Annotated in this window: 26 protein-coding genes; 12 read left to right on the forward strand and 14 right to left on the reverse strand. The window is 50.4% G+C overall.

Annotated elements, in window-relative coordinates:
* Positions 1-6: 6 nt before the first annotated feature.
* The 4 genes from NF683_RS07060 to argC all read right to left on the reverse strand — a co-directional run bounded on the left by NF683_RS07060 (position 7) and on the right by argC (position 3,300).
* Positions 7-678: an amino acid ABC transporter permease gene (locus NF683_RS07060; RefSeq protein WP_038479884.1), complete on the reverse strand. Its 672-nt coding sequence runs from the start codon at positions 676-678 to the stop codon at positions 7-9.
* A gap of 98 nt (positions 679-776) precedes the next feature.
* Positions 777-1,547, reverse strand: coding sequence for a transporter substrate-binding domain-containing protein (locus NF683_RS07065; protein WP_038479887.1), 771 nt, complete (start codon positions 1,545-1,547; stop codon positions 777-779).
* A 149-nt stretch (positions 1,548-1,696) separates the two neighbouring features.
* Positions 1,697-2,050, reverse strand: coding sequence for an iron-sulfur cluster insertion protein ErpA (erpA, locus tag NF683_RS07070; RefSeq protein ID WP_038479889.1), 354 nt, complete (start codon positions 2,048-2,050; stop codon positions 1,697-1,699).
* Between the two features lie 215 nt (positions 2,051-2,265).
* Complete coding sequence (argC, locus tag NF683_RS07075; RefSeq protein ID WP_089040137.1) at positions 2,266-3,300, reverse strand: N-acetyl-gamma-glutamyl-phosphate reductase; 1,035 nt, start codon at positions 3,298-3,300, stop codon at positions 2,266-2,268.
* Positions 3,301-3,498: 198 nt separating this feature from the next.
* Between argC and NF683_RS07080 the strand changes: the two genes are divergently transcribed.
* From NF683_RS07080 to NF683_RS07100, 5 genes are all read left to right on the forward strand, one after another.
* Positions 3,499-5,289 carry a chloride channel protein gene (locus NF683_RS07080; protein WP_253921634.1) on the forward strand — a complete coding sequence of 597 codons (1,791 nt, stop codon included), beginning with the start codon at positions 3,499-3,501 and terminating at the stop codon, positions 5,287-5,289.
* Between the two features lie 22 nt (positions 5,290-5,311).
* Positions 5,312-5,743, forward strand: a complete 432-nt coding sequence (gene hemJ, locus NF683_RS07085; protein WP_089040135.1) for a protoporphyrinogen oxidase HemJ — start codon at positions 5,312-5,314, stop codon at positions 5,741-5,743.
* Complete coding sequence (gene thiD / locus NF683_RS07090; RefSeq protein WP_193060564.1) at positions 5,743-6,552, forward strand: bifunctional hydroxymethylpyrimidine kinase/phosphomethylpyrimidine kinase; 810 nt, start codon at positions 5,743-5,745, stop codon at positions 6,550-6,552. The genes hemJ and thiD overlap by 1 nt, the downstream gene beginning before the upstream one ends.
* Before the next feature lie 36 nt (positions 6,553-6,588).
* Positions 6,589-7,869, forward strand: a complete 1,281-nt coding sequence (hemL, locus tag NF683_RS07095; protein WP_253921635.1) for a glutamate-1-semialdehyde 2,1-aminomutase — start codon at positions 6,589-6,591, stop codon at positions 7,867-7,869.
* 73 nt (positions 7,870-7,942) lie between these two features.
* Positions 7,943-8,323 (forward strand): hypothetical protein, encoded by a 381-nt coding sequence (locus NF683_RS07100; protein ID WP_226916919.1) that lies wholly within the window; start codon positions 7,943-7,945, stop codon positions 8,321-8,323.
* A gap of 73 nt (positions 8,324-8,396) precedes the next feature.
* Here NF683_RS07100 and NF683_RS07105 read toward each other — a convergent pair whose 3' ends face one another.
* The 6 genes from NF683_RS07105 to NF683_RS07130 all read right to left on the reverse strand — a co-directional run bounded on the left by NF683_RS07105 (position 8,397) and on the right by NF683_RS07130 (position 12,578).
* Positions 8,397-9,158, reverse strand: coding sequence for a hypothetical protein (locus tag NF683_RS07105; protein WP_193085104.1), 762 nt, complete (start codon positions 9,156-9,158; stop codon positions 8,397-8,399).
* Positions 9,159-9,219: 61 nt separating this feature from the next.
* Positions 9,220-9,768 (reverse strand): hypothetical protein, encoded by a 549-nt coding sequence (locus tag NF683_RS07110; RefSeq protein WP_253921636.1) that lies wholly within the window; start codon positions 9,766-9,768, stop codon positions 9,220-9,222.
* A 268-nt stretch (positions 9,769-10,036) separates the two neighbouring features.
* Positions 10,037-10,867, reverse strand: a complete 831-nt coding sequence (locus NF683_RS07115; RefSeq protein WP_089040130.1) for a CsgG/HfaB family protein — start codon at positions 10,865-10,867, stop codon at positions 10,037-10,039.
* Positions 10,868-10,931: 64 nt separating this feature from the next.
* Positions 10,932-11,348 carry a curli assembly protein CsgF gene (locus tag NF683_RS07120; RefSeq protein WP_089040129.1) on the reverse strand — a complete coding sequence of 139 codons (417 nt, stop codon included), beginning with the start codon at positions 11,346-11,348 and terminating at the stop codon, positions 10,932-10,934.
* On the reverse strand, positions 11,348-11,863 hold the full coding sequence (locus NF683_RS07125) for a CsgE family curli-type amyloid fiber assembly protein (RefSeq protein ID WP_089040128.1): 516 nt from the start codon (positions 11,861-11,863) through the stop codon (positions 11,348-11,350). The genes NF683_RS07120 and NF683_RS07125 overlap by 1 nt, the downstream gene beginning before the upstream one ends.
* Positions 11,864-11,885: 22 nt before the next feature.
* The gene (locus NF683_RS07130; RefSeq protein WP_089040127.1) at positions 11,886-12,578 is read right to left on the reverse strand and encodes a response regulator transcription factor; all 693 of its coding nucleotides are present in this window, start codon (positions 12,576-12,578) and stop codon (positions 11,886-11,888) included.
* Between the two features lie 285 nt (positions 12,579-12,863).
* Here NF683_RS07130 and rdgB point away from each other — a divergent pair, with 285 nt between their 5' ends.
* The 4 genes from rdgB to NF683_RS07150 all read left to right on the forward strand — a co-directional run bounded on the left by rdgB (position 12,864) and on the right by NF683_RS07150 (position 16,297).
* Complete coding sequence (rdgB, locus tag NF683_RS07135) at positions 12,864-13,472, forward strand: RdgB/HAM1 family non-canonical purine NTP pyrophosphatase (protein WP_253921637.1); 609 nt, start codon at positions 12,864-12,866, stop codon at positions 13,470-13,472.
* Complete coding sequence (gene hemW, locus NF683_RS07140; protein WP_253921638.1) at positions 13,465-14,634, forward strand: radical SAM family heme chaperone HemW; 1,170 nt, start codon at positions 13,465-13,467, stop codon at positions 14,632-14,634. Before rdgB ends, hemW begins: the two co-directional genes overlap by 8 nt.
* Positions 14,635-14,682: 48 nt before the next feature.
* Positions 14,683-15,357, forward strand: a complete 675-nt coding sequence (locus NF683_RS07145; RefSeq protein ID WP_089040124.1) for an OmpA family protein — start codon at positions 14,683-14,685, stop codon at positions 15,355-15,357.
* 94 nt (positions 15,358-15,451) lie between these two features.
* Positions 15,452-16,297 (forward strand): 23S rRNA (adenine(2030)-N(6))-methyltransferase RlmJ, encoded by an 846-nt coding sequence (locus NF683_RS07150; RefSeq protein ID WP_193067898.1) that lies wholly within the window; start codon positions 15,452-15,454, stop codon positions 16,295-16,297.
* A gap of 38 nt (positions 16,298-16,335) precedes the next feature.
* Here NF683_RS07150 and mnmE read toward each other — a convergent pair whose 3' ends face one another.
* The 4 genes from mnmE to rpmH form a co-directional block, all read right to left on the reverse strand.
* Positions 16,336-17,706 carry a tRNA uridine-5-carboxymethylaminomethyl(34) synthesis GTPase MnmE gene (mnmE, locus tag NF683_RS07155; RefSeq protein ID WP_253921639.1) on the reverse strand — a complete coding sequence of 457 codons (1,371 nt, stop codon included), beginning with the start codon at positions 17,704-17,706 and terminating at the stop codon, positions 16,336-16,338.
* A gap of 101 nt (positions 17,707-17,807) precedes the next feature.
* Complete coding sequence (gene yidC, locus NF683_RS07160; RefSeq protein ID WP_089040122.1) at positions 17,808-19,493, reverse strand: membrane protein insertase YidC; 1,686 nt, start codon at positions 19,491-19,493, stop codon at positions 17,808-17,810.
* Positions 19,494-19,608: 115 nt separating this feature from the next.
* The gene (gene rnpA / locus NF683_RS07165; protein WP_089040121.1) at positions 19,609-20,010 is read right to left on the reverse strand and encodes a ribonuclease P protein component; all 402 of its coding nucleotides are present in this window, start codon (positions 20,008-20,010) and stop codon (positions 19,609-19,611) included.
* A gap of 13 nt (positions 20,011-20,023) precedes the next feature.
* A complete protein-coding gene (rpmH, locus tag NF683_RS07170; RefSeq protein WP_009723348.1) occupies positions 20,024-20,158 on the reverse strand; it encodes a 50S ribosomal protein L34 in 135 nt (44 codons plus the stop codon).
* Between the two features lie 534 nt (positions 20,159-20,692).
* Between rpmH and dnaA the strand changes: the two genes are divergently transcribed.
* The 3 genes from dnaA (at position 20,693) to recF (ending at position 24,526) form a co-directional block, all read left to right on the forward strand.
* On the forward strand, positions 20,693-22,159 hold the full coding sequence (dnaA, locus tag NF683_RS07175) for a chromosomal replication initiator protein DnaA (protein WP_038479938.1): 1,467 nt from the start codon (positions 20,693-20,695) through the stop codon (positions 22,157-22,159).
* A 55-nt stretch (positions 22,160-22,214) separates the two neighbouring features.
* Positions 22,215-23,318, forward strand: coding sequence for a DNA polymerase III subunit beta (dnaN, locus tag NF683_RS07180; protein WP_009723350.1), 1,104 nt, complete (start codon positions 22,215-22,217; stop codon positions 23,316-23,318).
* Positions 23,319-23,422: 104 nt separating this feature from the next.
* Positions 23,423-24,526, forward strand: a complete 1,104-nt coding sequence (recF, locus tag NF683_RS07185) for a DNA replication/repair protein RecF (protein ID WP_253921640.1) — start codon at positions 23,423-23,425, stop codon at positions 24,524-24,526.

The following is a 24,526-nucleotide window of genomic DNA, read 5'->3' on the forward strand; positions in this document are numbered from 1 at the left end:
CGTTCCTTATTGTCCTGCGAGGCCTCTGCGCTCAATTTGGCGCAGAATCAAAGAGAGAGTCCAGGTGATGGCAAGGTACATCAGCGCCACCATGAAATAGACCTCTAGTGCGGTAAAGGTAGTGGCAATATAAATTTGCCCTTGGCGGACTAATTCACCGACCCCGATAACAGAAAATAGCGAGGTATCTTTGATACTGATGATGCCCTGGTTACCCAGTGGAGGAATCATGCGCCGTAGGGCTTGGGGCCAAATTACGTAGCGAAAAGATTGAGTTCGAGACAAGCCTAGCGAAAGTGATGCTTCTCGCTGGCCACGTTCGATAGACTGCACGCCGCCTCGTACAATTTCAGAGATATAAGCCCCTGAATTAATGGCGATCGCGGCAATGCCGGCAACGAGTGCGTTGATCGGGCCTCCCAGCAATTGGGGTAAGCCATAAAAGATAAACAGAACCTGCACTAAAATGGGCGTGCCGCGAAACACTTCGACGTATAAAACTGCTGGCCAGCGCAGCCAGCGCACTGGGCTAATACGCAATAAACCAAAGAATATGCCAATAAAGAAGCCGATCGCTAGGCCGCCGAATGATATAAGCAGCGTCCAAGGAATACCTGGTAACAGATAAGGGATCGACCCAAATGCGGCCGACCAATCAAACTGAAAGTTAACGTCCACGCGTTATCTCCAGAAAAATAAACAACGACACAGGGCCGGGGGAATAGCCGCCCGGCCCTGAGATGAAAAGCGCTCGTTAGTGATAGCGAACAGCGATGTTATTCAGCGCTGGGGGCTTCACCAAACCACTTGGTGTAAATTTCATCATAGGTGCCGTCTTCGCGCATGGAAGCAAGTGCTTCGTTGGTAGGCTCTACCCACTCGCTGCCTTTATGGAAAACGATACCGTACTGCTGGCCTTCATACAGCGGGCCAACCACTTTGGTACGGCCTTCGCCACGGGTCTGTGAGAAGTAGGCAACGTTAGGGGCGTCGTACAGCACGGCATCAACGTTACGCCCTAACAGCGCCATGTACATATCGGCGGTGCCTGGATAGGGAGTAATGTCGGCATCTTCACCGAGCTCCTGTTGAAGGAAGTCGTAGCTGGTAGAGCCGATTTTGGTGGCAATGGTGAGACCCGCTAGGTCCTCAAGCGAAGAGACCTCTTCGTTGTCGGCGCGCACGATAATTTGCAGACCTGAGTCATAGTAGGGAGCGGAGAAGTCGACAACTTCGGCACGCTCATCTGTAATGGTGATGCCTGCAAGGGCGATTTCCTGGCTGCCGGTTTGGACGGCGGGAATGATGCCAGAGAATTCCATCGTGGTGAGGTTAACCTCAAAGCCTGCACGTTCGGCGACTGCGTTGATGATATCCATATCGAAACCGATCATTTCGCCGGTTTCTGGATCCATCATTTCAAACGGGACAAAGCTTGGGTCAGTGGCCACATTGACAGTAGGCGTTTGTGCAAACGCGACAGTGGTACTGCCTAAGCCCAGTGCAAGGGCGGTAGCAATGACAGATTTTTTTAGTAGGTAATTCATTCGTTTCCCCGTGTTTTATTTGGTTAGCGACGCGATTTAAAGAAGATTTACGCTTATAAATTCCGTCTGCAACCGTTATTGACCTTTTAACCTTGGCGAGAAACCACCAAGGCGTCAAGTCACGGGGAGGGGGTTGTTACCAACGTTGGTTAGACCATGAAGGAAGCTCCACAGCCACAGGTGGTCGTAGCGTTGGGGTTTTGAACACGAAAACGGGCACCTGCTAACCCTTCTTCATAGTCAATGGTTGAACCCACCAAGTATTGGTAGGAGAGAGGATCGACGACGAGGATCGCATCGCCAAATTCAATTAACGTGTCGTCTTCGGCCACGTTTTCAGCAAAATCAAACCCATACTGGAACCCCGAGCAGCCACCACCGGTGACATAAACGCGGAGTTTCAGCGCAGGGTTAGCCTCTTCTGCTATAAGTGCTTGGATGCGTTTCCGAGCACTATCAGACAATAGTAGAGGCGTTGGAACAAAAGCTTCTGCACCGCTCATGGGTACCTCCCGCGAGCTTTAAGAACGAATAATCGGCATCGGAGTGTGATTATGGGTAATTCCCAGCAAAATGGTCAACTATTGTGTTGGGGTATCAAGCAGAGGGTAGCTCGCCGAGGAGGCGCTTTGAATCCTTCCTTGGACGCTACATTTGCCTTCCCTGGCAAATGACCTCCTCTTTGAGCTGCCCTCTGCATGCTGGTATTTGGTGTGATTCAAGGCATCAACGCTGGGGCGTTGAGACCCATATTTTCGTCAAAGCCAAACATGAGGTTGAGGTTTTGAATCGCTTGGCCTGATGCGCCTTTAACGAGGTTATCAATGACCGAGAGCACGACTACGGTATTGCCATTACCAGGACGGTGAACAGCGATACGGCAGGTATTGTTGCCTTTGACGCTGCGAGTTTCCGGATGGCTGCCTGCAGGCATGACGTCAACAAACGGCTCGTGGGCGTAACGCTGCTCAAAGAGCGCCTGTAAATCGCCTGGCTCTTCAGTCAGCGTACTATAGAGCGTGGCATGAATGCCGCGGATCATCGGCGTTAAGTGCGGCACAAAGGTAAGCCCTACGGCGTTTGACTGCATATCGCTCAAGCCTTGACGAATTTCAGGCAAATGGCGATGTCCGGACGCACCGTAGGCTTTCATCGATTCGCTGGCCTCGGCTAGCAGCGAGGCAACTTTGGCACCACGGCCTGCGCCGGTAACGCCTGATTTGCAGTCAGCGATTAACTGGCCTGGGTCAATCAAACCAGCTTCCAAAAGTGGCAGATAGCCGAGTTGAACAGCCGTTGGGTAGCATCCTGGTACGGCAATTAAGCGAGCCTTTTTGATTTTCTCACGATGCATTTCTGGCAGGCCATACACGGCTTCTTTTAGCAGTTCCGGGGCGCCATGGGGCTGGTCGTACCACTGGCTCCATTCGGCGGCGTCGCGCAGCCGGAAATCCGCAGATAAGTCGATTACTCGCGTGCCATTGTCGAGCAGTTCGCCTGCTAGTGCATGGGCGACCCCGTGGGGTGTCGCAAAGAACACCGCATCCAGTGCACCCAGTTTCTTGGCGTCTGGCTCGCTAAACGTGAGGGCGTCATAGTGGCCGCGCAGGTTGGGATACATATCGCATACCTTCACGCCTGCTTCCGAGCGCGAGGTAATGGCTTCTACGCTTACCTGGGGATGCTGGGCAAGTAACCGTAACAGCTCAACGCCGGTATAGCCGGTACCGCCTACAATGCCAACCTTAATCACAAACCACTCCTTGCGCATTACGCACAGTCAGACCCAACAATAATTAACAGCCTAATGAGATACCTCAGGCTGTTGAACTGTAGCTAGCTATGATACACAAGAGAGCAGGCGCGTAAGAGCGCTATAGGGAAACAGGCATATGTTCACTAACGCGAACATGATGCGTAAAAGCGAATAATAGGCGCAAGGACGGACGTTGTGGCACGTTTTTCCCGGTCAGATTTCACCTTAGAAAGTTTTCGTCGCCAACTGGCGAATGTTGATGCCCTGCCTCAGCTGTGTGTGCTGGGGTTAGTGTCAGGGGTGATCACAGGCGCGGTGATGGTGGCTTTTCGCTTATTGCTAGAGGTCGGCGCTGCCCTTTATATGCCTGAGGGCAATCCTGAGGCTTTTGAAGGACTCGCACCATGGCTTCGTGCACTGTTGCCGATGATTGCCGTGACGTTGATTGGCACACTGCTCTATCGCCAAAAGGCTGCCGCCCGTAAGTTAGGTGTTGGCCATGTGATTGAGCGTCTCACCTATCACCAGGGACGTTTCCCTATGCGCAACTGGCTTAACCAGTGGTGGGTGGGCGTTGTGTCTGTGCTGGGTGGCCTCTCAGCAGGACGTGAAGGCCCTGCCATTCATCTGGGCGCAGCGGCATCCAGCGGCTTAGGTCTCAAGCTTCGCTTGCCCAATAACAGTTTACGGGTGTTGGTTGCTTGCGGTACGGCGGCAGGTATATCTGCATCATTTAATACGCCAATCGCAGGGGTGATTTTCGCCATGGAAGTGGTGATGATGGAATACACCCTGATGAGCTTTATGCCGGTGATACTCGCCTCTACCATGGGGGCATTGGTCGCTCAATTGGTGTATGGCAATGAACCGGCGTTTCGCATTCCTGAAGTTGCCCTTGGCTCGCTAATGAACGTGCCTTGGGTGGTTATTATTGGTTTGGTGATCGGCCTGCTGGCGGGCTTATTTATTCATATTTCGCGCAGTCAGTACCTACAGCAGTGGCCGCTATGGCTTAGGTTAGGTGCTGTTGGGGTGATAACGGGCGCTGTTGCGTGGTGGTTTCCTGAAGTGCAAGGCATTGGTTACGACAGCGTTGCGGCTATGTTGAATAATCAGCTGGCGATTACTGTGTTGTTGGCGTTGATGATCGCTAAGTTATTGATTACTGCCATTACAGTGGCAGGTGGTGTACCAATCGGCATTATTGGCCCCGTGCTAGTGGTCGGTGCTGCCACCGGTGCTCTAGGGGGAATGCTGGGCGGCTGGTTATGGCCAGATAAAGCGGCAGACCCTGGCATTTATGCCATGCTGGGCATGGCGGCAATGATGGGCGCGGTATTGCAAGCACCGCTTGCCGCCTTAATGGCGTTACTTGAACTAACGCATTCGCCACATATCATGTTGCCTGGCATGCTCGTTGTGGTGGTTGCCTGCCTAACATCTCGTCAGCTTACCGGTTGCGAGGGCTTTTTTATTAGCTCGGTGCGCTACGGCTTACATCCGTTACAGCAGCCTTTAATGCAGGCGCTTTCGCGGGTATCGGTGCCAGCGGTAATGGAGCGCCACTTAGTACGCACAGATCGAATGATTACGCCTGATCAGGCACGGCGTCTGTTGGAAACGAATCCTGTGTGGCTAGTGATTGAGCGCTCCAGTGCAGAAAAACCAGTGCTGGCGCTTAAAGCCGCTGAGCTTGCGCGTTGGTTACTGGAGCATGATGAAGCGCTGCAAGACGAAGCCCCACCAGAAGACGAGTTCATTGATTTGCTTGAGATCCCTGGGCAACGGCTTGAAATGGCACCTATCGGCTTACAAGCAACGCTATCGGAAGCGTTTCTAAAACTTCAGGACAATGCGCTAGGCGCACTCTATGTCGTGCATGGTTATCGGCCAAAGCAGCAGCGAATTTCAGGTATCATTACGCGTGGCGCTATCGAACGTTATTATCACTACACTGACCCCCGCGGTGCTGATTCCCAGCAATGAGCCCAACGCCTAAGGAGAGACCATGTATTTATGGGTAAAGGCCATTCATTTGATGGCGGTTGTTACCTGGTTTGCTGCGCTATTTTATTTACCGCGACTGTATGTGTACCACGCCATGGCGCGGGACACAGGCGATGAGCAAGCGATCACTTACTTTAAAACCATGGAGCGTAAGTTGTACCGTGGGATTATGACGCCATCGATGATCATTGTGCTGATCTTTGGTGGCTGGATGCTTTATCTTGTACCCGATTGGTTGAGCCAAGGGTGGATGCACGCTAAGTTAACGCTTGTCGCTCTGTTAATCGCCTATCATCATGTTTGCTTAATTTATTTGAAGCAATTTGATCAAGCCCGCTGCACCAAAAGCCATGTGTTTTTCCGCTGGTTTAACGAAGCGCCCGTGATTGCGTTAATCGCGATTATTATCCTGGCGGTGGTGAAGCCCTTTTGATGCGCCAACCTCTTCCTCCCGTTGTTTTAGTGCTAGCTGGCCATGACCCCACCGGGGGGGCTGGGTTAGTGGCTGATAGCGAAGCGATAGCTGCCTGTGGTGGCTGGGCAGTCACCATTCCAACTGCTTTGACCGTTCAAAATTGCCATAATGTGATACGCACCCTGCCTGCAGATCCTGCTGCAATGCGGCAAATGGCGGAAGCGTTAGGTGATATGCAAATTGCGGCTATTAAGTTGGGGCTGTTGGCGGATGAGGCGACGCTGCGTGCAGCGGAACAAATTATCCGCCGTTTTCCAGGAATCCCTGTCGTCGCAGACCCGGTATTAAAAGCAGGTGGCGGCGCTAAGTTATCCACACCCGCCTTGCAGCAGCTTTATATAGATCGTTTGCTACCGCTTGTGGATATAGTAACGCCCAACCGGTTTGAGCTTGCTGCACTGACGCCTGAGATAACCGACCCTTTGGATGACACGGCGCGCGCTGTTGCGTTGCTGGCGCAGGGTTGCCAAGGCGTCCTTGTGACTGCCACCGACAATCCACTCCCGGGTAATACGCAACAGGTTGTGCACACGCTGCACTCTCCTGACACCACGCGCCAATGGCAGTGGCCACGTTTGCCTGAAGTATTTCACGGATCAGGTTGTACATTAGCCTCAGCGCTTGCGGCTCGTTTAGCCGTTGGTGAGCGCTTACCAACTGCCTGTGAGCAAGCTCAGCACTTTACCTGGGAGAGTTTGTCTCATGGCTATCAGCCCCCTAGCGGACAGTGTTTACCGAAACGCTTGCCACGCCCCGTACGCTTTTGATTTCATTGGCAGTAAGCCATTAATGTTGAGGATGCCATGACCACATCTGCAGAACTATTTGACCTCGCCAGTCGTCACATTCCGGGTGGTGTTAACTCCCCTGTTCGTGCTTTTAAAGGCCTCCATCGCCCGCCTGTTTTTATGGAACGTGCTCAGGGTGCCTACTTATTCGATGTGGAAGGTAACCGCTACGTAGACTATATCGGCTCATGGGGCCCGATGATCACTGGGCATGCCGATCAGGATGTACTGGCCGCCGTGCGAGCACGGTTAGATAACGGCCTCTCCTTTGGTACGCCGACCGCTGTCGAAACCACCATGGCTGATCTGATCTGTGAAATGATTCCTTCCATGGAAATGGTGCGTATGACTAGCTCGGGCACCGAAGCGACGATGTCGGCCATTCGTCTTGCGCGCGGAACAACGGGGCGCGACAAAATCGTCAAGTTTGAAGGTAACTATCACGGCCATTCTGATTCATTGCTCGTCAAAGCGGGCTCCGGTGCGTTAACCCACGGGGAACCGAGCTCGCCAGGTGTACCCGCATCACTGGCTGAACATACCATCACGCTTTCGTATAACGATCCTGAAGGGGTGGAGGCATGCTTTGCAGAGATCGGAGAGCAAATTGCCTGCATTATCGTGGAGCCGGTCGCGGGTAATATGAACTGCATTCCTCCCCAGCCGGGTTTCTTAGAAACGTTGCGCCGGGTGTGCAATGAATCCGGCAGTATTTTGATTTTTGATGAAGTCATGACCGGTTTTCGCGTCGCTTTAGGTGGCGCTCAGGCACATTACGCTGTAACGCCTGACCTTACCTGCTTAGGTAAAATTGTTGGTGGCGGCATGCCCGTTGGGGCGTTTGGCGGTAAACAAGAAATTATGCAGAATATCTCGCCCCTGGGGCCGGTTTACCAAGCGGGTACGCTGTCAGGTAACCCGCTGGCCATGGCTGCAGGGGTTGCTCTACTAACCAAACTTAAGGTGCCTGGTTTCCATGATGCGCTGACTCAACGGGTGCAAACGTTGTGTACTGGCTTGCAAGAGCGTGCTAACGCTGCCCGCGTACCGATGATGACCCAATCCGCAGGTGGCATGTTTGGCGTTTTCTTTACGTCGCAATCCCGTGTGGATAACTTCGCCCAAGCCACTGCTTGCAACCCCGATGCTTTCCGCCGCTTCTTTGGTGCCATGCTTGATCACGGTGTGTACCTCGCACCTTCTGCCTATGAAGCAGGCTTTATGTCGAGTGCCCACACGCCCGAAGATATTCAGCTAACGTTGGATGCTGCAGAAAAAGCCTTTGCGGTTATGTAACATCAAGTAAAGCGCCTGCTACACTTCAAGAGCCGCTCCTATCGAGCGGCTCTGTGGTTAGTGAGGTAAACACATGATGAAACGACAACTGGCTTGGCACTCTTCACGCTTTAACGGCATATTGTTAACTGCTGTTCTCACCCTTGGCCTACCGTTAACGGGGATGGCCGCACAGGAGCAGGATATGACTCAGATTCATATCACTATGGGCGGCACACCAGGCGCGGAATTCTCAGCCCAGTGGCGCATTACTCATAACGATGAAACCATTGAGCACCCCGAAACACGCGGTACAGTGCCCGCTGAATTTACCTTTGAAGGCACCACGCTTGAAGGTACGGTAAAACTGCTCAGCGAAGATGATCGTTTAGAAGTCGATATTCTTAAAGGCAGCAACCGCTCGCGTTCTGCTACCCAAGGAAAAGGCGGCACGTTAACGGTAATGGTGCGTTAAACATAAAAAACCGCCCCGAAGGGGGCGGTTTTCTGAGCTAAGTAAGTACTTACAGACGTACCTACAAAGATGCTTACCACTGAGTAGAGATAGCAGAGTTGTTGTTACCCGCCTGGAAGTGAGTTGCTGAAGCTGCGCTACCACCAACGGTGTTCTGGCGAATGGTTGACACGTTGCTGTTACCTGTCTGGAAGACATTCGCTACATGACCGTCGCCACCTTGGAAAATATAGGAGGCGCTCAGGTCTGCTTCAACCTGAAGGACATTGGCTTCATTGTCGTTGCCATCTTGATGGATAAAGCTCCAGGTTTCGTCAGTATTTAATGCTTGATAAACGTCAGCATCGTTTCCGTTACCGAACTGCTCAACAATTGAGTCGCTTTGCGCAGTGTTCAGGAATTGAGCAACATTAGAGCTGTTGTTGTCGCCTTGTTGACGTACATAGGAGTCGTTAAGGCTGCCACCATCTTGCACGACGACTGAATCATTATGATTGCCTATCTGATAAACAATCGACTCATGCTGATCGCCGCTTTGATAGACATAAGAGTTGTTGTTATTACCTTCCTGGCCAACACGTGAGTATTGCTCATCATCATACTGATCAGTTTCAGCCATGTTATTGTTACCAGTCTGGAAAATAAGCGAAGTCCGCATTGCATCACGATCAAAGCCGTTCATGCCCTCACGGATATCTTGCTGGTTAATGAAAGCAGGGTTTGAGCCTGCGTTAGCAGCAGGGTTTGTTGTAGAGTCATCAAAGTCACGCGCTTGGCTAGAGAAACTAACAGCCATTGCAACAGCAGCAGCGATAACGGTCATTTGAGTTTTCATGGTGTTTCCCCTTTTTTTCGATCGACTTGCTTTGGTTGTTTACTGAGAAGCCGCTGGCGACTCAGTAGGTATCGATAGTGACTGGTCGTGCATTGCCCGAAAGGTTTTGTTGCTGGACACTCACACCACGTAAGCCACTGCCCGATTGCGAAATTGAAACGTCACCCTTAAATCCATTTTGATAAATGTCAGCTTTAAATGAGGAACTATTACCTTGCTGATTAATAGAGGCGGTGTTGTCATCGCCTACTTGCCAAATAATTCCGGTATTATTTCCGTTACTTTGCATTATGCTTGCTTGATTACCGTTGCCGATTTGATCGATATAGGCAAAGTTAGAAAGCTGATAACTCACAGAACGTGACTGGGCAACACTTGCTTTATTATTGTTACCTTGTTGACGAATGATGCTTAGATTACTGTGTAGCGCGGCGTTATCAATGGCCGCAAACTGAGTAACTCTTGCACTTCTGTTAAATAAGTCGCTTTCATTCTCATTGGCTTGTAACACAGAAGAAAAAGTCAGCAGTGCAATGGCTATCGTTATCGCAGCACGACAACGAATTTTGTTCGCTGTAGTTGTTCTGAGCCGATAGCTATAATGTTTCATTTTTAAATCCTTTTGAAACTCAATGTGTCTTTTTGTTTCATGGATTGAGTTTGGACCATTCTGAAAATGACGCTATAGGAAGTTTTTTTAATGCTGTGGTTATATGTTTAACGTTTATAATATTTTGTGTTTACCACTTTCTTAATTACTGGTTTGTTAGTTCTCTAATTGCATTGTATTTGTTTTTTTAAATAAAAAAGGCCACTCTGTCGAGTGGCCATTGTTTTTTATAGTTTTATTTGAGTAGTGTTCCCTTGATTAATTTTTACTAAAGCATAGGTATCGATGCATTAAGATAGTCATCTAAAATGGTGTCTTGAATACTGGTTCCGGGAGCAAGATTCCATAATCGATTTTCGATGCCTCTCGCTACAAGGTGAATGACAGCAGATTCTATTGCTGACATTACCGCGAGCTGAACCGGTTCGTTTGTAGTTATACCGGCTTCGGCCTCTAATAAGCGTCTGAAATCAATAAAGCGATAAACCCCAGCTCGTAGCTCTTTTGAATAGATGGTCTTGGTGGTGGTCACGTTAGCTAATATTTCGCCTGTTGAGATTTCCACCGCACGTAAATTCACCGTCACCTGATCTACCTGGTACTGGCCTGACGCCCCAATGCCAAAATATTCAGCACCGGCTCCCCCGGTCCGTACGTTCGATTCATAAGCAATAATGCCGCCCTCTAACATAACCGACGCTGCTCTTAACGATGGCAGCGTATCGGGCTGCCCAAAACGTTCGAATTCTGCGCGAATAATACGTCGTTCAGTTAACAAGTTTTGTAACCCAACACGTTCAAGCGGTATAAACCAGCCAGAGTCAGACAGGGCTCCGGTAAGCATGGCTGCAGCCCCTTGGGTTACCGCAGTTGAAAACGTACTGGCGGGAGCTGGCCGGTATTGCCCTGTTTGGTCGCGAAAATCATACACAGAGACAAATATCTTTCCTGACGGTGGCGGAAGCGATACAAGATCCTGATAGGTAGCTCCTCTGGGCGTGAGTGTTGCTTCAGCACCTTCTAAATTTTCGGACGTTGCCACCATTCCTGCACAGCCACTCAGTAGGCTAGCGATGACAATTGAGGCGATAATTTTCATAATGATCCCCTGACAAAGCAGATAGCGTTAGTCGTTATTACTGGTTTTTTTAGCGGTTATGTTGTTAAGGGTTAAATAAACCGCCAACGCTAATCTCTGTTACATCTCCAGTAACTTTATCCACCACACGCACAATTAGTTGTCCGCTATTGTCACTCACGACAACGCCGAACTCATCACTATCGAAGCTACCCTCACTGACTTCACCGCGGCTAACATCGGAAATGAGCTGCGATATCAATCGACTTTCTAAACTTTGTAATAAGCGCTCAGTGGATGATAATGTTTGCCCCCTACGTGCATTTGGATCTGTATTGGTATCCTGTGACTGGGCTTTACCTAACAGGTAACTACCTGTAAAAGGGTCGCCGCCAAAAGAAGGGTTAATAGGTTTATAAATTAAATCACCTGAATGCGCGTGAGCACCTATTCCCATTAACACTATGAACGTAGCGCAAGCCATTTTTCTGCAGTTTTTCATCAGAATAACTCCTCTTTTCCCAAGTCTTTATCTGAGGTAAGAGCAGATGCCAGCTGCTGCTGGAGAAGTGCCTCCTCAACGATATTTACAGCTTCTCCTGCTACGCGGTCAGCTTCGCTAATCCTGGGAGAGAGCTGTGTTCTGAAGTACATCCGGTTGCCTTCCACGATGGCAATTTGGCTGCCCCAGCGGGCATCGGGACGTTCTTGAATGGTAATCGTGGCATTACCGATAATGAGGTTATCCATTGCCCGCTGGCTGAAAGCGCGATAGAAGGTCTTGCCTGCCATGGTGACGGTACGGTCGACCATGATACCGGTAAGTTCACTACCTCTACTTCGTTGTCCTTGAATTTCTGGGCCATCGGGACTTGATAGTTGGTTAATAGCGTTGACTTCTTCCTGCTCACTGGTGGCTAATGCCCGGGAAGAATTGGCTGGTTCATTGGCAAATGTATCAGTAGTTAATGCAATAAAACTGATAAAAATGACCAGTAAATAGCGACGTAAATTCATGGCTATATACCCTTTTAAAAACCTACCGATGACGTTGTAAACTGCGTGCGGTTTCTATATTAGGAAGAATTGGCCCAAGATTCTGATGGATCCAGTTAAGTGCTTGAATACGATTGTGCACGTTTATTTTTCGAAAGATGTTATAAAGATGAGACTTAACAGTGTGTTCACTTACAAACAATTTATCGGCAATTTGTTGGTTGGAGGAACCTGCGCTTAATAAAGAGATGATTTCCATTTCTCTGTTGGTTAATCCACAGGCTGGGCGGAACGCGTTGCTTTGATACTTGCGATAAAAAAGAATCAGTCGTGCCATTAACTCACGAGACATCCACAGCTCATCATCAAGTAACGCGTGGATACCTTTGCAAAATACCTCTAAGCTCTCATTGCGATAAAATACCCCTTTCAGTTGAGCGCACGAGAGAGCTTCTAGGGCATGGTCCATATCGCGAATATTGAAAGCGGCTAGAGGGATTTTTGTTAACGCTTCTGGCAGTTTCTCTTGCCAGTCTGGCAATGTCTCTACACTAATATGATCACTGTCAATTAGGATGAGCAGCTTTTCGACGGGTGAAGAGGGTATGGTGACGTCTGGCGAGTAAATGCTAATTGAGCAGTTGGTGTGATCGTGTAAATAGTCTGCAAATAGCTGTGATTGCGGACTTTTTTCGGTAATGAGATACACCAAACCTGTGGTCTTTTCCTGTGACATTGGGAAGCCCTCGTGGAAAGAAAGAGTGAGCAGGTGCTCTCAGAAGTGTTGCCTATAAGATACATTTCGTAAAGTTTTGTTATTAGAAATCTGCTGAAATCAATTTGAATATACATATTATTTTTTAGAATAATGTGTGTAAATATATGTTTATATTATTGTTTATTGACAATATAAGCAGTTTTTAAATTAGTTTTTAACATTTACATTAAGTAACAGAAAGCCTGCTTTAGAAGAAATTTTGATATATGTAAACTCATTAACCTTCTTTTTGGAGATATCGTTATGGCATCGCCCAATACCTTAGTTTTAGCCAGTGGAAATGTAGGAAAACTAAAAGAATTCAATCAATTACTAGCACCTCTTGGGTTAGATGTTCGTCCGCAATCCGAATTTGGAGTAGGCGATGTGGAAGAAACAGGGCTTACTTTTGTTGAAAACGCACTTCTGAAAGCTCGTGAGGCAAGTAGAATCAGTGGGTTACCTGCATTGGCAGACGACTCAGGCCTAGAGGTGGATGCGCTTCACGGTGCACCGGGTATCTATTCAGCGCGCTATGCCGGTGAGCCTAAAAGTGACGAGCGCAATAATGAGAAGTTATTAACGTTGCTCAGTCGCTATGCTGAAGGCCAGCGTAGTGGACGTTATTGGTGCGTATTGGTGTATTTGCGTCATGCAGAAGACCCTGTACCTGTGATTGTGCAACGCAGTTGGGAAGGTGAAATTCTGGCGCACCCGCGAGGTAATGGCGGTTTTGGTTATGACCCTCTGTTCTGGTTACCGGACCAAGGAATGAGTGTTGCCGAGTTATCCAGTGAAACCAAAAACCGACTGAGTCATCGTGGGCGAGCATTACAGGGCTTGGTTGAACTGTTGAAGGTGGCGCATGGCTGAGCTATTGCCTCCCTTATCCCTATACATCCATACGCCATGGTGCGTACGTAAGTGCCCGTACTGTGACTTTAATTCCCATGAGCCCAGTACTGACGAGCTGCCCGAAGCCGCTTATCTAAACGCCCTGCTCAGTGATTTGGAGGGTGATTTATCGTTAGCGAATGAAAGAGAGATTCAAACTATCTTTATTGGTGGTGGCACGCCAAGCCTGTTATCGCCAGCTTTTTACGATCGATTATTCAAAGAGATACGCCTTCGATTGCCGTTCTCTTCGACTATCGAAATTACCCTTGAAGCGAATCCTGGCACGACCGAACAGCAGCGTTTTATTGGTTATCGAGAAGCCGGGATCAATCGCTTGTCTTTGGGAGTTCAGAGCTTTCGCCCTGAACAGCTTAGCGCGTTGGGGCGTATTCATAGCGGCCAAGAAGCGGTCAATGCTGTTCGCCAGGCGCGTGAGGCTGGGTTTGATAACCTCAATATAGATTTAATGCATGGGCTACCCAAACAAACCCCGGCTCAAGCGATGGAGGATATTGATCAAGCATTGGCTCTGGAGCCAGAGCATCTCTCCTGGTATCAGTTAACGCTTGAACCGAATACGGCGTTTTTCTCTCATCCGCCTGTGTTACCAGAAGAAGAGGCTCTCTGGGACATTCAAGAAGCTGGCCATCAACGCCTTGAGCAAGCCGGTTTGCGGCGCTATGAAATTTCTGCCTACGCGCGAGCGGGACTACAAAGCCGCCACAACATCAATTATTGGCAGTTTGGCGATTATTTGGGTATTGGGGCAGGAGCGCATGGAAAGCTGACGGCGGTCGATAGTCAGGGGCAACGGCATATCGAAAGGCGCTGGAAAACACGTCAGCCAGAGGCGTATTTACGTCGTGCAAATGATCCGCGTGGCTTTGTGGCTGGTAAGCAGCTGATAGCAACGCAGGAGCTACCCCTTGAGTTTGCGATGAATGCGTTACGCTTAACCGATGGGGTCGCAATGGATGTCTGGACGGCTTACACAGGACAGCCCTCAGCCGTGTTACTTTCACGGTTACAAAGCGCGTATGAAAAAGGACTTTTAATGGAAATGCCCGAAAAGCTGCGTGCATCGCCTCAAGGTCTATTATTCTTGAATGAATTGCTGACATTAATAAGCGATGAGTGATCAGCGATATATAAAGCAATTACCCTGAAGATTATCAAGGAGTGAGTGATGCGTATTTCTCGACTACTGACCCCGCTGGCGGCAGCCATTTTGTTAGCTGGTTGTGCTACCTCGGACCCTTATGGCGGTCAGACGCAGCGCTCTAGCACTGCGATGGGATCTGGCATTGGCGCGGCTATTGGTGCTGCTGCCGGTGCGCTGTCTGGCGATGGCAGCACTAGCCGTCGTGATCGTGCATTGATTGGTGCGGCGGTAGGTGCTGCAGCGGGTGCCGGTATAGGCGTTTACATGGATCGTCAGGAGCAACAGCTGCGCCAAAATCTCCAGGGCTCGCGTATTGAGATTGATCGTCGCGGTGACGATATTGTGCTTAATATGCCCAGCGGCGTTACGTTTGGTTTCGACTCTGCCGAGCTTACTAGCGAGGCGCGTAACTCTCTTAACCAGGTAGCGAATGTACTGACCCAGTACCAGGATACCCGCGTCAACATTGCTGGCCACACTGATAGCACCGGAGATGCAAACTATAACCAGCGTCTGTCTGAACGCCGTGCCCAGTCTGTGGGTAATTACCTTAGCCAAAATGGCGTATCCTCTGCTCGATTAAACACCATGGGATACGGGGCCAATCAGCCGGTTGCTAGCAATAATTCTGAACAAGGCCGGGCGCAAAACCGCCGTGTTGAAATCACCTTGACTCCCACGGGAAATGGCCAGGGTTAACGCTAACGATTGATTAGCTAACCTCGGCATTGCCGATAAACGCCCGCTATGCTCACATAGCGGGCTTTTTTCGATTCTCTGTTAGCGAGCGACTATGCTGTCTTACCAACACGCTTACCATGCCGGTAACTTTGCCGATGTGCAGAAACATTTAACGCTTTACGCGGTGGTTGATTATTTATTACGTAAAAAAACAGCCATTACATATATAGATACTCATGCGGGACGAGGCCTCTATCCACTTAACACCAAAGAGACTCAGCGGCTTCAAGAATACCGTGAGGGCATTTGGCCGCTGTGGAAAGCGAGCGAGCAGCTAAGCGACCCTTTACTAAATAGTTGGCTAACCACGCTGGCAACTGCCCAGCCCCATGCATCTGAGCTTACCCATTATCCTGGCTCACCTTGGTGGCTTTCTCAGCCGCTTCGTGAGCAAGATCGCCTGACGTTATTTGAGCTTCATCCAGGTGAGCATGAGCACTTAAGCAGCCAATCGCTTTCCCCGCAGGCGCAGCGAATTTATGGGGATGGCCTGGCAGGCTTGAGTGAGCTGGTACCGGTTGCAACGCCGCGTTTGTGCGTATTGATTGACCCTAGCTACGAACGTAAAGCGGAATATCTAGAGGTGGTTGATGCGGTGACTTATAGCTTGGCAAAAGCGCGACATGCAGTGCTCCTGGTGTGGTATCCATTGCTACCAGCAGGCAACCATCTCTCGCTGCTAAACGGTTTGAGGGAGAGTGGCATCCGTAAAATTTGGCGCAGCGAACTTCAACGGCATACGCCAAACGAGCAAAGCCATGGCATGTACGGTAGTGGAATGCTAGTGATTAACCCGCCCTGGGGATTAGATGAGCGTCTAGCGGCGGCGATGGCACACATTACGCCGCTGCTAGGCTCGGAAAGTGACTATCGGTCAGAGTGGCTGGTAGGCGAATAGCTTGTTAGCCACTGTCTGTTAGTGACCAAAGCAGGTGATTATTTCCCGATACAAAAACTGCCAAAGATTTCGCCGAGCAGGTCGTCAGCGCTGAATTCACCGGTAATTTCGCCTAACGCCTGCTGAGCATCGCGCAAGTCTTCGGCCAGCAATTCCCCTGCACCGTAGCCATCTAGTTGGGCGCGTCCAGTTTCCAGTGCAACCATGGCGCGATCTAAGGCGTCTAAATGGCGACGGCGGGCTGAGAATCGCCCTTCGGTCGTCGCAGAAAACCCCATGATGTCCTTTAGATGGGTTTTTAAGTTACCCACACCCATGCCAGTTTTCGCGGATAGTCTGATCGTTGGTGGGGTTGTGGATAAATCAATGCCCGCTGGTTCGGCGCTGGTATCAATTTTATTTCGCACCAGTGTCAGGCGTGTTTGATCGGGGAGCCTGGCGACAAATTCCGGCCAAATAGTCATAGGATCGGTCGCATCAGTCGTGGAGGCATCTACCAATAGCAGCACGCGGTCGGCTTTTTCGATCTCTTCCCAAGCACGGGCAACGCCGATTTTCTCTACGGCATCGGGGGTGTCGCGCAGCCCTGCGGTGTCGATAATATGCAGTGGCATGCCATCAATGTGAATATATTCCCTCAGCACGTCACGGGTGGTGCCGGCAATATCCGTGACAATGGCGGTATCTTGTTCGGTCAGTGCGTTGAGCAAGCTAGACTTACCGGCATTAGGTCGTCCAGCAATCACCACGCTCATTCCTTCGCGTAACAGTGCCCCTTGTCCTGCAGCTTTGCGAACCGCCGTCAGCGCTTGCTGAACGCTGTCTAAACGGTTGGCGACGTGGCCATCGGCTAAAAAGTCGATTTCCTCCTCAGGGAAATCAATCGCCGCTTCGACGTATACCCGTAACTCAATGAGTCGCTCCACTAATGTCGAGATACGCTGGGAAAACTCGCCCTGTAGCGAACGTACGGCATTTTCGGCAGCGGAACGGGAAGTGGCGTCTATCAGGTCGGCAATGGCTTCGGCTTGGGCTAAATCCAACTTGTCGTTTAGAAAGGCACGCTCTGAAAACTCACCTGGGCGTGCTAGGCGTGCGCCAAGCTGTAGGCAGCGTTCAAGCAGCATATCCATAATGATTGGCCCGCCATGTCCTTGCAGCTCAAGCACGTCCTCGCCCGTAAATGAGTGGGGGCCGTTGAACAGCAGGGCAATGCCTTCATCAATAACGCTTTCAGCGGCGTAAAACGGGCCGTAGTGAGCGTAACGAGGGGAAGGGCAGTGGCCAAGTACAGCGGCAGCGATATCGCGGCAGGCAGGGCCTGAGACGCGAATAATGCCAACACCGCCGCGGCCAGGAGGAGTTGCCAGAGCGGTAATGGTGTCTTGGGTGTAAAGTCGATCGGCCATGGCGCTTCTCGTTGGTGTATGGCGAAGATTGTCGCGTTGTTCATCCTAAAACGCCAGACCCCCGCTAGGGCGGGGGTCTGGTGGTAGGAGAAGGGAGCGTGCTACTTGGTTCGCAACCCTTTGCCGACGTTTGGATCATTCTCAATATTACGCGTGATGAGATACTGCTGCGCCACCGAGATGATGTTGTTGACGACCCAGTAGATAACCAGACCTGCTGGGAACCACAGGAAGAAGAAGGTGAAGATAATCGGCAGCATCTTCATAATCTTCGCCTGCATGGGATCGGGCGGTGTCGGGTTCAGCATTTGCTGAACGAACATCGAGATCCCCATCAGAATGGGCAAGATAAAGTACGGATCTTTCACCGACAGATCTTGAATCCAGAACATGAACGGCGCATGGCGCAGCTCAACAGACTCAAGCAGCATCCAATACAGCGCGATAAAGACCGGCATTTGCACCAGAATTGGTAAGCAGCCGCCCAGAGGATTGATCTTTTCCTTCTGGTAGAACTTCATCATCTCTTGAGACATTTTCTGGCGATCATCGCCATACATCTCTTTGAGACGCTGCATTTCTGGGCCAAGCTTACGCATACGCGCCATTGACTTGTAGGCTTTGGCGGATAGCGGGAACAGCACCAGTTTCACGAGTACGGTCAGCAGTACAATTGACCAGCCCCAGTTGCCAACGATGTCGTGGATCTTATCCAGTAACCAGAACAGCGGGTTAGCGATAAACCACAGCCAACCGTAATCTACGGTTAGGCGTAGGTTGGGAGCGACTTGTTCAAGATAGTCTTGAACCTTGGGCCCCATGTACAGCGTTGCGCTTAGCGTTGCCTCGCCGTCAGCGGCCACACTGCTCGTGGGGCCAGCAAACGCTACGACATTACGATCCCGTGAATCGGTAGTGACATAGTAGAGGTTTTGCTGATTTTGCGCCGGTGCCCAGGCAGATACGAAGTAGTGTTGGATCATCGCAATCCAGCCACCTTGCGCCTCACGATTTTCAAAGTTATGGCTTTGAATATCGTCGAAGTCGATTTTTTCGTACCGCGCGTCAGGGGTAGAGTAGGCTGCACCAAGATACGATTTCATACCCATAGAGACGCCACTTGAGGGGTCAGGGCTATTATCGCGCGCCAGTTGACCGATAAAGCGTGCGCTAATCGGTGATTCGGTGTTGTTGGCTAAATAGTAACTAACGTTGACCGCGTAGTCGCCGCGCTTAAACGTCAATCGCTTAATAACCTCAACGCCGTTAACTTCCGCTGTTAAATCAACACTTAACTGCTCTTCATCGTTCCCTAAGCGGTACTCGGTACGCTCGGGCGTGAAGGCAATGCGGCTAGCCTGGCCGTCCAGTTGAAGACCGGAACGGGCGACGTAGCTACGCGTTGAGTTATCAGAAAGCAACACGTAGTTACGATCTGAATCCTGCGTTAGCTTATGCTGCGGTAGAGCGGCGTACACGATATCGCCACCATGTGGGTCAATACGTACGTCGAGAACGTCGGTCGTGACAGCAATAAAGTCTCGACTAGACGAGTTACTTTCTGCTTCCCCAGGCATGCCTTCACTAATGGCATTTTGGGGAGCCGACGAACTAGGAACCGATAAATCATCACTGCCAACATTATTGGCGGATGAGCCGTTGCTGTTTTGGGTAATTTCAGGCGTCGAATCGACGCTTATTTGCCCATAATCCTGATTCCACTGTACAACCAATAGGTAGGCAAGTACTGCCAGTGGAATCAGTAATAAAAGTCGTTTTACGTCCATGAGGGTTCTGCCCGATGGGTGGTGAACATGCTAATGGCGCAGTGTCATTTACTCGACCCATGACACACGAAAGCCTGCCAGGCGGCAGGCCGAGGTCGAGCGGCGAGATGTGTCGTCAAGCGTCACGTGTTACGCCATTAGGCGGGAGTGGTGCAGACACCGCCTGTGCGTCACGCTGAAGTCGTTTCCACATGCCATTTAGCTGGCGATTCAGCGTCTCGTTATCAATATCTTGAACACCACGCTTTGCCAGTATCACGATATCCACAGAGGGTAAGTGATCTTGGCGGAGGCGAACAGATTCTCTCACGAGTCGCTTAAAGCGGTTGCGATCAACAGCGAGCTTCACATTCTTTTTGCTGACCACCAGTCCAATGCGGGGATGTCCCCGGGTACTCAAACGCGCTAGCGCCATCATACCTTTGCCATGAACCTTCAGGTCTGCCTGTTCAAACACGTGACTAAAATCCCCGGCGTTTAGCAAACGTAAGCACCGGGGAAAGCCTTGATGCGGCACACGCAATCCGAGATCAGGCGCTCAGACGCTTGCGGCCTTTGGCGCGGCGGCGTGCGATAACGGCACGGCCGTTTTTGGTTGCCATACGAGCACGGAAGCCATGCGCGCGCTTGCGCTTGAGAACGCTGGGTTGAAAAGTGCGTTTCATAACTCGTTATTCCCACGTGGTTTAGGACGGAAAGTGAATTCCAAAAGACCCGGTCCAGTGAGGAACTAGCCGGGGAGTTTCAATTCAAGACCGGAAATTGTAGAGACTTCCCGCGTCAGGTGCAATTTTTCCTTGCATAAAAAGCGTTAAAAAGGCAATGGAGGCTCTTCGTACATCACCATCGTGGCTTCTTGCCATGACACTACTATTACTAATGAAGTTATTTAAAACCTACTGTTATTAATAGTGGGGATACTAATTGTGGATAAGCTATTTTAGATCATTTTTATCAACATCTTAAAAACATAAAAAATCTGTGCATAACCTTCGGATAAGTCTTAAATAAACTGTTAATTAGGTGTGTTCAACAGGTTATAGAAGCCATCAAAACAGCTTTTTCCTTGATCCATTACCAGCTTTTCCCTATGCCTCATGAATAGTTGTCCACAGGGCAAAAAGAGGCGTTAGTGCGTGTGGATAACCGTCTCGTTGGGCGCTACAATGGTCGGCCGTTTTCAACCGATGGTGAGATGAGTGTCACTCGCGCTTTGGCAACAGTGCCTGGACTACCTGCAGGACGAACTGAATTCACAGCAGTTCAATACCTGGATACGTCCGCTGCAGGCAGAAGAAGGAGAGACCAATGAGCTGCGCTTGTTGGCGCCGAATCGCTTTGTGCGCGACTGGGTGAGTGATAAGTATTCAAAGCGTATCAGCGAGCTGATGCGAGAACTTGCGCCATCCAAGCCTCCCAAAGTCAGTTTGACTGTAGGTAGCCGCCGTGTGGCTGCACCTGCCCCGCAGCCAAGAGATTTGGGTAATCCGGTCTCAGCATCTCCCTCAAGGCAAGCATCGCCTGCGGTTCATACGCCGCCAAGGGGAGACCTTGCTGATGAGCGAGAAATTGATCAACTGCGGGAAGAGTCACCGAATCGGCGAGGAAATGAGCGCCAGGTACAGGTTGAAGGCAGCCTAAAACATGGTAGTGGTCTTAATCCTAATTTTACCTTCGATACCTTTGTTGAAGGTAAATCGAACCAGCTCGCTCGTGCGGCATCTCGTCAGGTATCTGAAAATCCTGGCGGCGCCTATAACCCGCTGTTTTTATACGGTGGCGTTGGTTTAGGTAAAACACACTTGATGCACGCTGTCGGTAACGCCCTGGCTGGCCGCCGTGAAAATGCCCGTGTGGTGTATCTGCACTCTGAACGCTTCGTCGCGGATATGGTGAAAGCACTGCAGTTAAATGCGATTAACGACTTCAAGCGCTTTTATCGCAGCGTTGATGCGCTACTTATTGATGATATTCAGTTTTTTGCTGGAAAAGAGCGTTCCCAGGAAGAGTTTTTCCACACCTTTAATGCATTATTAGAGGGTGGTCAGCAAATGATACTTACCTCTGACCGCTATCCAAAAGAGATTAGTGGTGTGGAGGAGCGTCTGAAATCGCGCTTTGGCTGGGGCCTGACAGTGGCTATTGAGCCGCCAGAGCTTGAAACCCGCGTAGCGATTTTAATGAAAAAGGCAGATCAGGCGAAAGTCGATCTTCCACACGATGCTGCCTTCTTTATTGCTCAGAAGATTCGCTCAAACGTCCGCGAGCTTGAAGGTGCGCTGAAAAAGGTGATTGCAGATTCGCATTTCATGGGGAAAACCATTACCCAGGACTTTATTCGCGAATCGCTTAAAGACCTGTTAGCGCTTCAAGATAAGCAGGTAGGCGTTGATAATATTCAGCGAACGGTTGCCGAATATTACAAAATTAAAGTTGCCGATCTGCTTTCTAAACGCCGCTCTCGTTCCGTCGCGCGGCCGAGGCAAGTTGCTATGGCGCTAGCTAAAGAGCTGACAAATCACAGCTTGCCGGAAATAGGCGATGCCTTTGGTGGCCGTGATCACACGACCGTGTTGCACGCTTGCCGTAAGGTAAAAGCGCTGCAAGAGGAAAATGCGGATATTCGTGAAGATTACAAGAATCTTCTTCGCCTGCTAACTAGTTAACCGTTATCGTTTGGGCCTGCACTGCGGGCCTTTCAGGATAGAAACCGGAGTACCGATGAAATTTACTATTTCCCGAGAGGCGCTGCTTCGCCCGCTGACTCTGGTGGCGGGCGTAGTCGAACGGCGCCAAACGCTACCAGTACTTTCTAATGTACTGATCCAAGTAGAAGGGGATCAGGTAGCATTAACCGGTACCGACCTAGAAGTAGAGCTAGTAGGCCGTACCGTGGCGAGCCAAGTTGATCAAGAGGGTGCTGCCACGGTTCCTGCTCGTAAGCTGATGGATATCTGTAAATCGTTGCCTGATCAATCTGAGATTCAGCTGGCGGTAGAAGAGGGGCGTGCTGTACTGCGCAGTGGTCGTTCGCGCTTTACGCTATCGACGCTGCCCGTTGCAGAGTTTCCAAATATTGAAGATGCTGATGGTAGTCAAGAGCTTAGTGTGCCCAGGGGGACATTGAAGCACCTGATTGAGTCAACGTCATTTGCAATGGCCCAGCAGGATGTACGCTATTATCTGAACGGCATGCTGCTCGAAATTCAAAGTAATTTGTTGCGCACCGTTGCCACTGATGGGCACCGCTTAGCTATGTGCTCACGGCCTATTGATATTGTGGTTGATCAAGCGCAAAAGCTAATCGTACCGCGGAAAGGTATCCTAGAGCTTTCTCGCTTGTTGGACGATAGTGATGAACCGGTAAGCCTTACCCTGGGTTCAACCCATGTTCGCGCTCATACAGGCGACTTTACGTTTACCTCTAAGCTGATTGACGGCAAATTCCCTGACTACGAGCGTGTAGTGCCGCGCAATGGCGATAAAGTACTAATCGCTGAACGTGCTGAATTGCGTCAGGTGCTTTCACGTACTGCTATTCTCTCGAATGAGAAATATCGTGGTGTGCGGCTGTACCTTGAGGAAAACAATCTTAAAGTAATGGCCAATAACCCTGAACAGGAAGAAGCCGAAGAGAATGTGGCCGTTGAGTATAATGGCGGAGCCATGGAGGTTGGCTTTAACGTAGGTTACTTAGTCGACGTGCTTTCGGTACTGGATGAGGATCGAGTGCAGATGACGCTGGCAGATCCTAACAGCAGTGCGCTGTTAGAAGAACCTGGCGGCGGTGATGCGCTTTATGTTGTTATGCCGATGCGGCTATAGCCGCAATAGCTGGCTAAAGAGGGCGGCGCTTCTGATGGCAGAAGCGCCGTTTTCGCGTTTTAAAGGATGGCAGGTTTTATGGTCTTATTTACTGGCAGTCGTTAATGAGTGTGTCTCGGTTAAATCTTCAGGGGCTGCGTAATTTAGCGCCAGTTGAGATGTGCCCGGCATCCCGTATTAATGTGATATACGGCGTTAACGGCAGTGGTAAAACTAGCCTGCTGGAAGGTATTCATATCTTAGGAATGGGGCGCTCTTTCCGGACTCGCCAGCTTAAACATGCTATACAGTCTGAGGCGCCCTATATGACGCTCTACGGCCGTTTGGCGGGGGATCCTGAGGTTACGCTTGGTGTGAGGAGAATGCGCGCACAGCGCGAGCTAGAGTTGCGTTTGCGTGGAGAGAAAGGCGTCCGCTTGGCCGAATTGGTTGAAGCTATGCCGTTGCAGCTAATAAATCCAGATGCCTTTCGCCTTCTCGAAGGATCGCCCGCAGGTCGCAGAGAGTTTTTGGATTGGGGAGTGTTTCACGTGAAACACTCCTTTCTCGACGCATGGAAGCGAACGCGCCGCGCGGTGAAACATCGGAATGCGCTCCTTAGGCGTGGTAGAATAGTCCCAAGCGAAATAGCGGTATGGGAGTATGAGTTAGCTACCTGGGGGGAGCAGATGGATGCACTCAGGCAAGCATGGTTCAACGAGTTCTTGCCGGTATTCGATGAAACCTTAAAGGAGCTGATTTCTCTACCCGATTTAACGCTGCGTTATGTAAGAGGCTGGGATAAGCAGCGCGCCCTTGCGGACGTTTTGCAGGATAGTCGTCAAGCGGATCAGCAAATGGGCTTTACCCAGCAGGGGCCGCAGCGAGCAGACTTGCGAATCAGATTAAACAAGCAGCCTGCTGTCGAAGTCCTTTCCAGAGGCCAGCAAAAGCTGGTGGTTAGTGCATTAAAGCTTGCCCAGGGGCGGCTTCTGGAAAGTACCACACAACGACACTGCATCTACTTAATCGACGATTTGCCAGCGGAGCTAGATAGCACGCACCGAGATCGGTTTTGCAATTTGCTTGAAAAGATGCAGTGTCAGGCATTTATTACAAGCGTCGAACCCTCCGCGCTTCGTGGTATATGGGAGCCCTCAACAGATGTCGGGATGTTTCACGTGAAACACTCCAGTCAAGGGTTAAGCCAATTACTGCCGGACGGGTAG

Origin of the sequence: Halomonas sp. MS1 (assembly GCF_024182575.1) — a bacterium.
GTDB lineage: Bacteria > Pseudomonadota > Gammaproteobacteria > Pseudomonadales > Halomonadaceae > Vreelandella.

Bases quoted from the DNA above. Each gene is read 5' to 3' on its own strand.
- erpA (WP_038479889.1), bottom strand. From the start codon at position 2,050: ATGAGCGGTGCAGAAGCTTTTGTTCCAACGCCTCTACTATTGTCTGAT.
- hemL (WP_253921635.1), top strand. From the start codon at position 6,589: ATGACCACATCTGCAGAACTATTTGACCTCGCCAGTCGTCACATTCCG.
- NF683_RS07100 (WP_226916919.1), top strand. From the start codon at position 7,943: ATGATGAAACGACAACTGGCTTGGCACTCTTCACGCTTTAACGGCATA.
- NF683_RS07150 (WP_193067898.1), top strand. From the start codon at position 15,452: ATGCTGTCTTACCAACACGCTTACCATGCCGGTAACTTTGCCGATGTG.
- rdgB (WP_253921637.1), top strand. From the start codon at position 12,864: ATGGCATCGCCCAATACCTTAGTTTTAGCCAGTGGAAATGTAGGAAAA.
- NF683_RS07065 (WP_038479887.1), bottom strand. From the start codon at position 1,547: ATGAATTACCTACTAAAAAAATCTGTCATTGCTACCGCCCTTGCACTG.
- mnmE (WP_253921639.1), bottom strand. From the start codon at position 17,706: ATGGCCGATCGACTTTACACCCAAGACACCATTACCGCTCTGGCAACT.
- recF (WP_253921640.1), top strand. From the start codon at position 23,423: ATGAGTGTGTCTCGGTTAAATCTTCAGGGGCTGCGTAATTTAGCGCCA.
- NF683_RS07145 (WP_089040124.1), top strand. From the start codon at position 14,683: ATGCGTATTTCTCGACTACTGACCCCGCTGGCGGCAGCCATTTTGTTA.
- thiD (WP_193060564.1), top strand. From the start codon at position 5,743: ATGCGCCAACCTCTTCCTCCCGTTGTTTTAGTGCTAGCTGGCCATGAC.
- NF683_RS07115 (WP_089040130.1), bottom strand. From the start codon at position 10,867: ATGAAAATTATCGCCTCAATTGTCATCGCTAGCCTACTGAGTGGCTGT.
- yidC (WP_089040122.1), bottom strand. From the start codon at position 19,493: ATGGACGTAAAACGACTTTTATTACTGATTCCACTGGCAGTACTTGCC.
- dnaN (WP_009723350.1), top strand. From the start codon at position 22,215: ATGAAATTTACTATTTCCCGAGAGGCGCTGCTTCGCCCGCTGACTCTG.
- hemW (WP_253921638.1), top strand. From the start codon at position 13,465: ATGGCTGAGCTATTGCCTCCCTTATCCCTATACATCCATACGCCATGG.
- hemJ (WP_089040135.1), top strand. From the start codon at position 5,312: ATGTATTTATGGGTAAAGGCCATTCATTTGATGGCGGTTGTTACCTGG.
- NF683_RS07120 (WP_089040129.1), bottom strand. From the start codon at position 11,348: ATGAAAAACTGCAGAAAAATGGCTTGCGCTACGTTCATAGTGTTAATG.
- rpmH (WP_009723348.1), bottom strand. From the start codon at position 20,158: ATGAAACGCACTTTTCAACCCAGCGTTCTCAAGCGCAAGCGCGCGCAT.
- NF683_RS07105 (WP_193085104.1), bottom strand. From the start codon at position 9,158: ATGAAAACTCAAATGACCGTTATCGCTGCTGCTGTTGCAATGGCTGTT.
- NF683_RS07130 (WP_089040127.1), bottom strand. From the start codon at position 12,578: ATGTCACAGGAAAAGACCACAGGTTTGGTGTATCTCATTACCGAAAAA.
- NF683_RS07125 (WP_089040128.1), bottom strand. From the start codon at position 11,863: ATGAATTTACGTCGCTATTTACTGGTCATTTTTATCAGTTTTATTGCA.
- NF683_RS07110 (WP_253921636.1), bottom strand. From the start codon at position 9,768: ATGAAACATTATAGCTATCGGCTCAGAACAACTACAGCGAACAAAATT.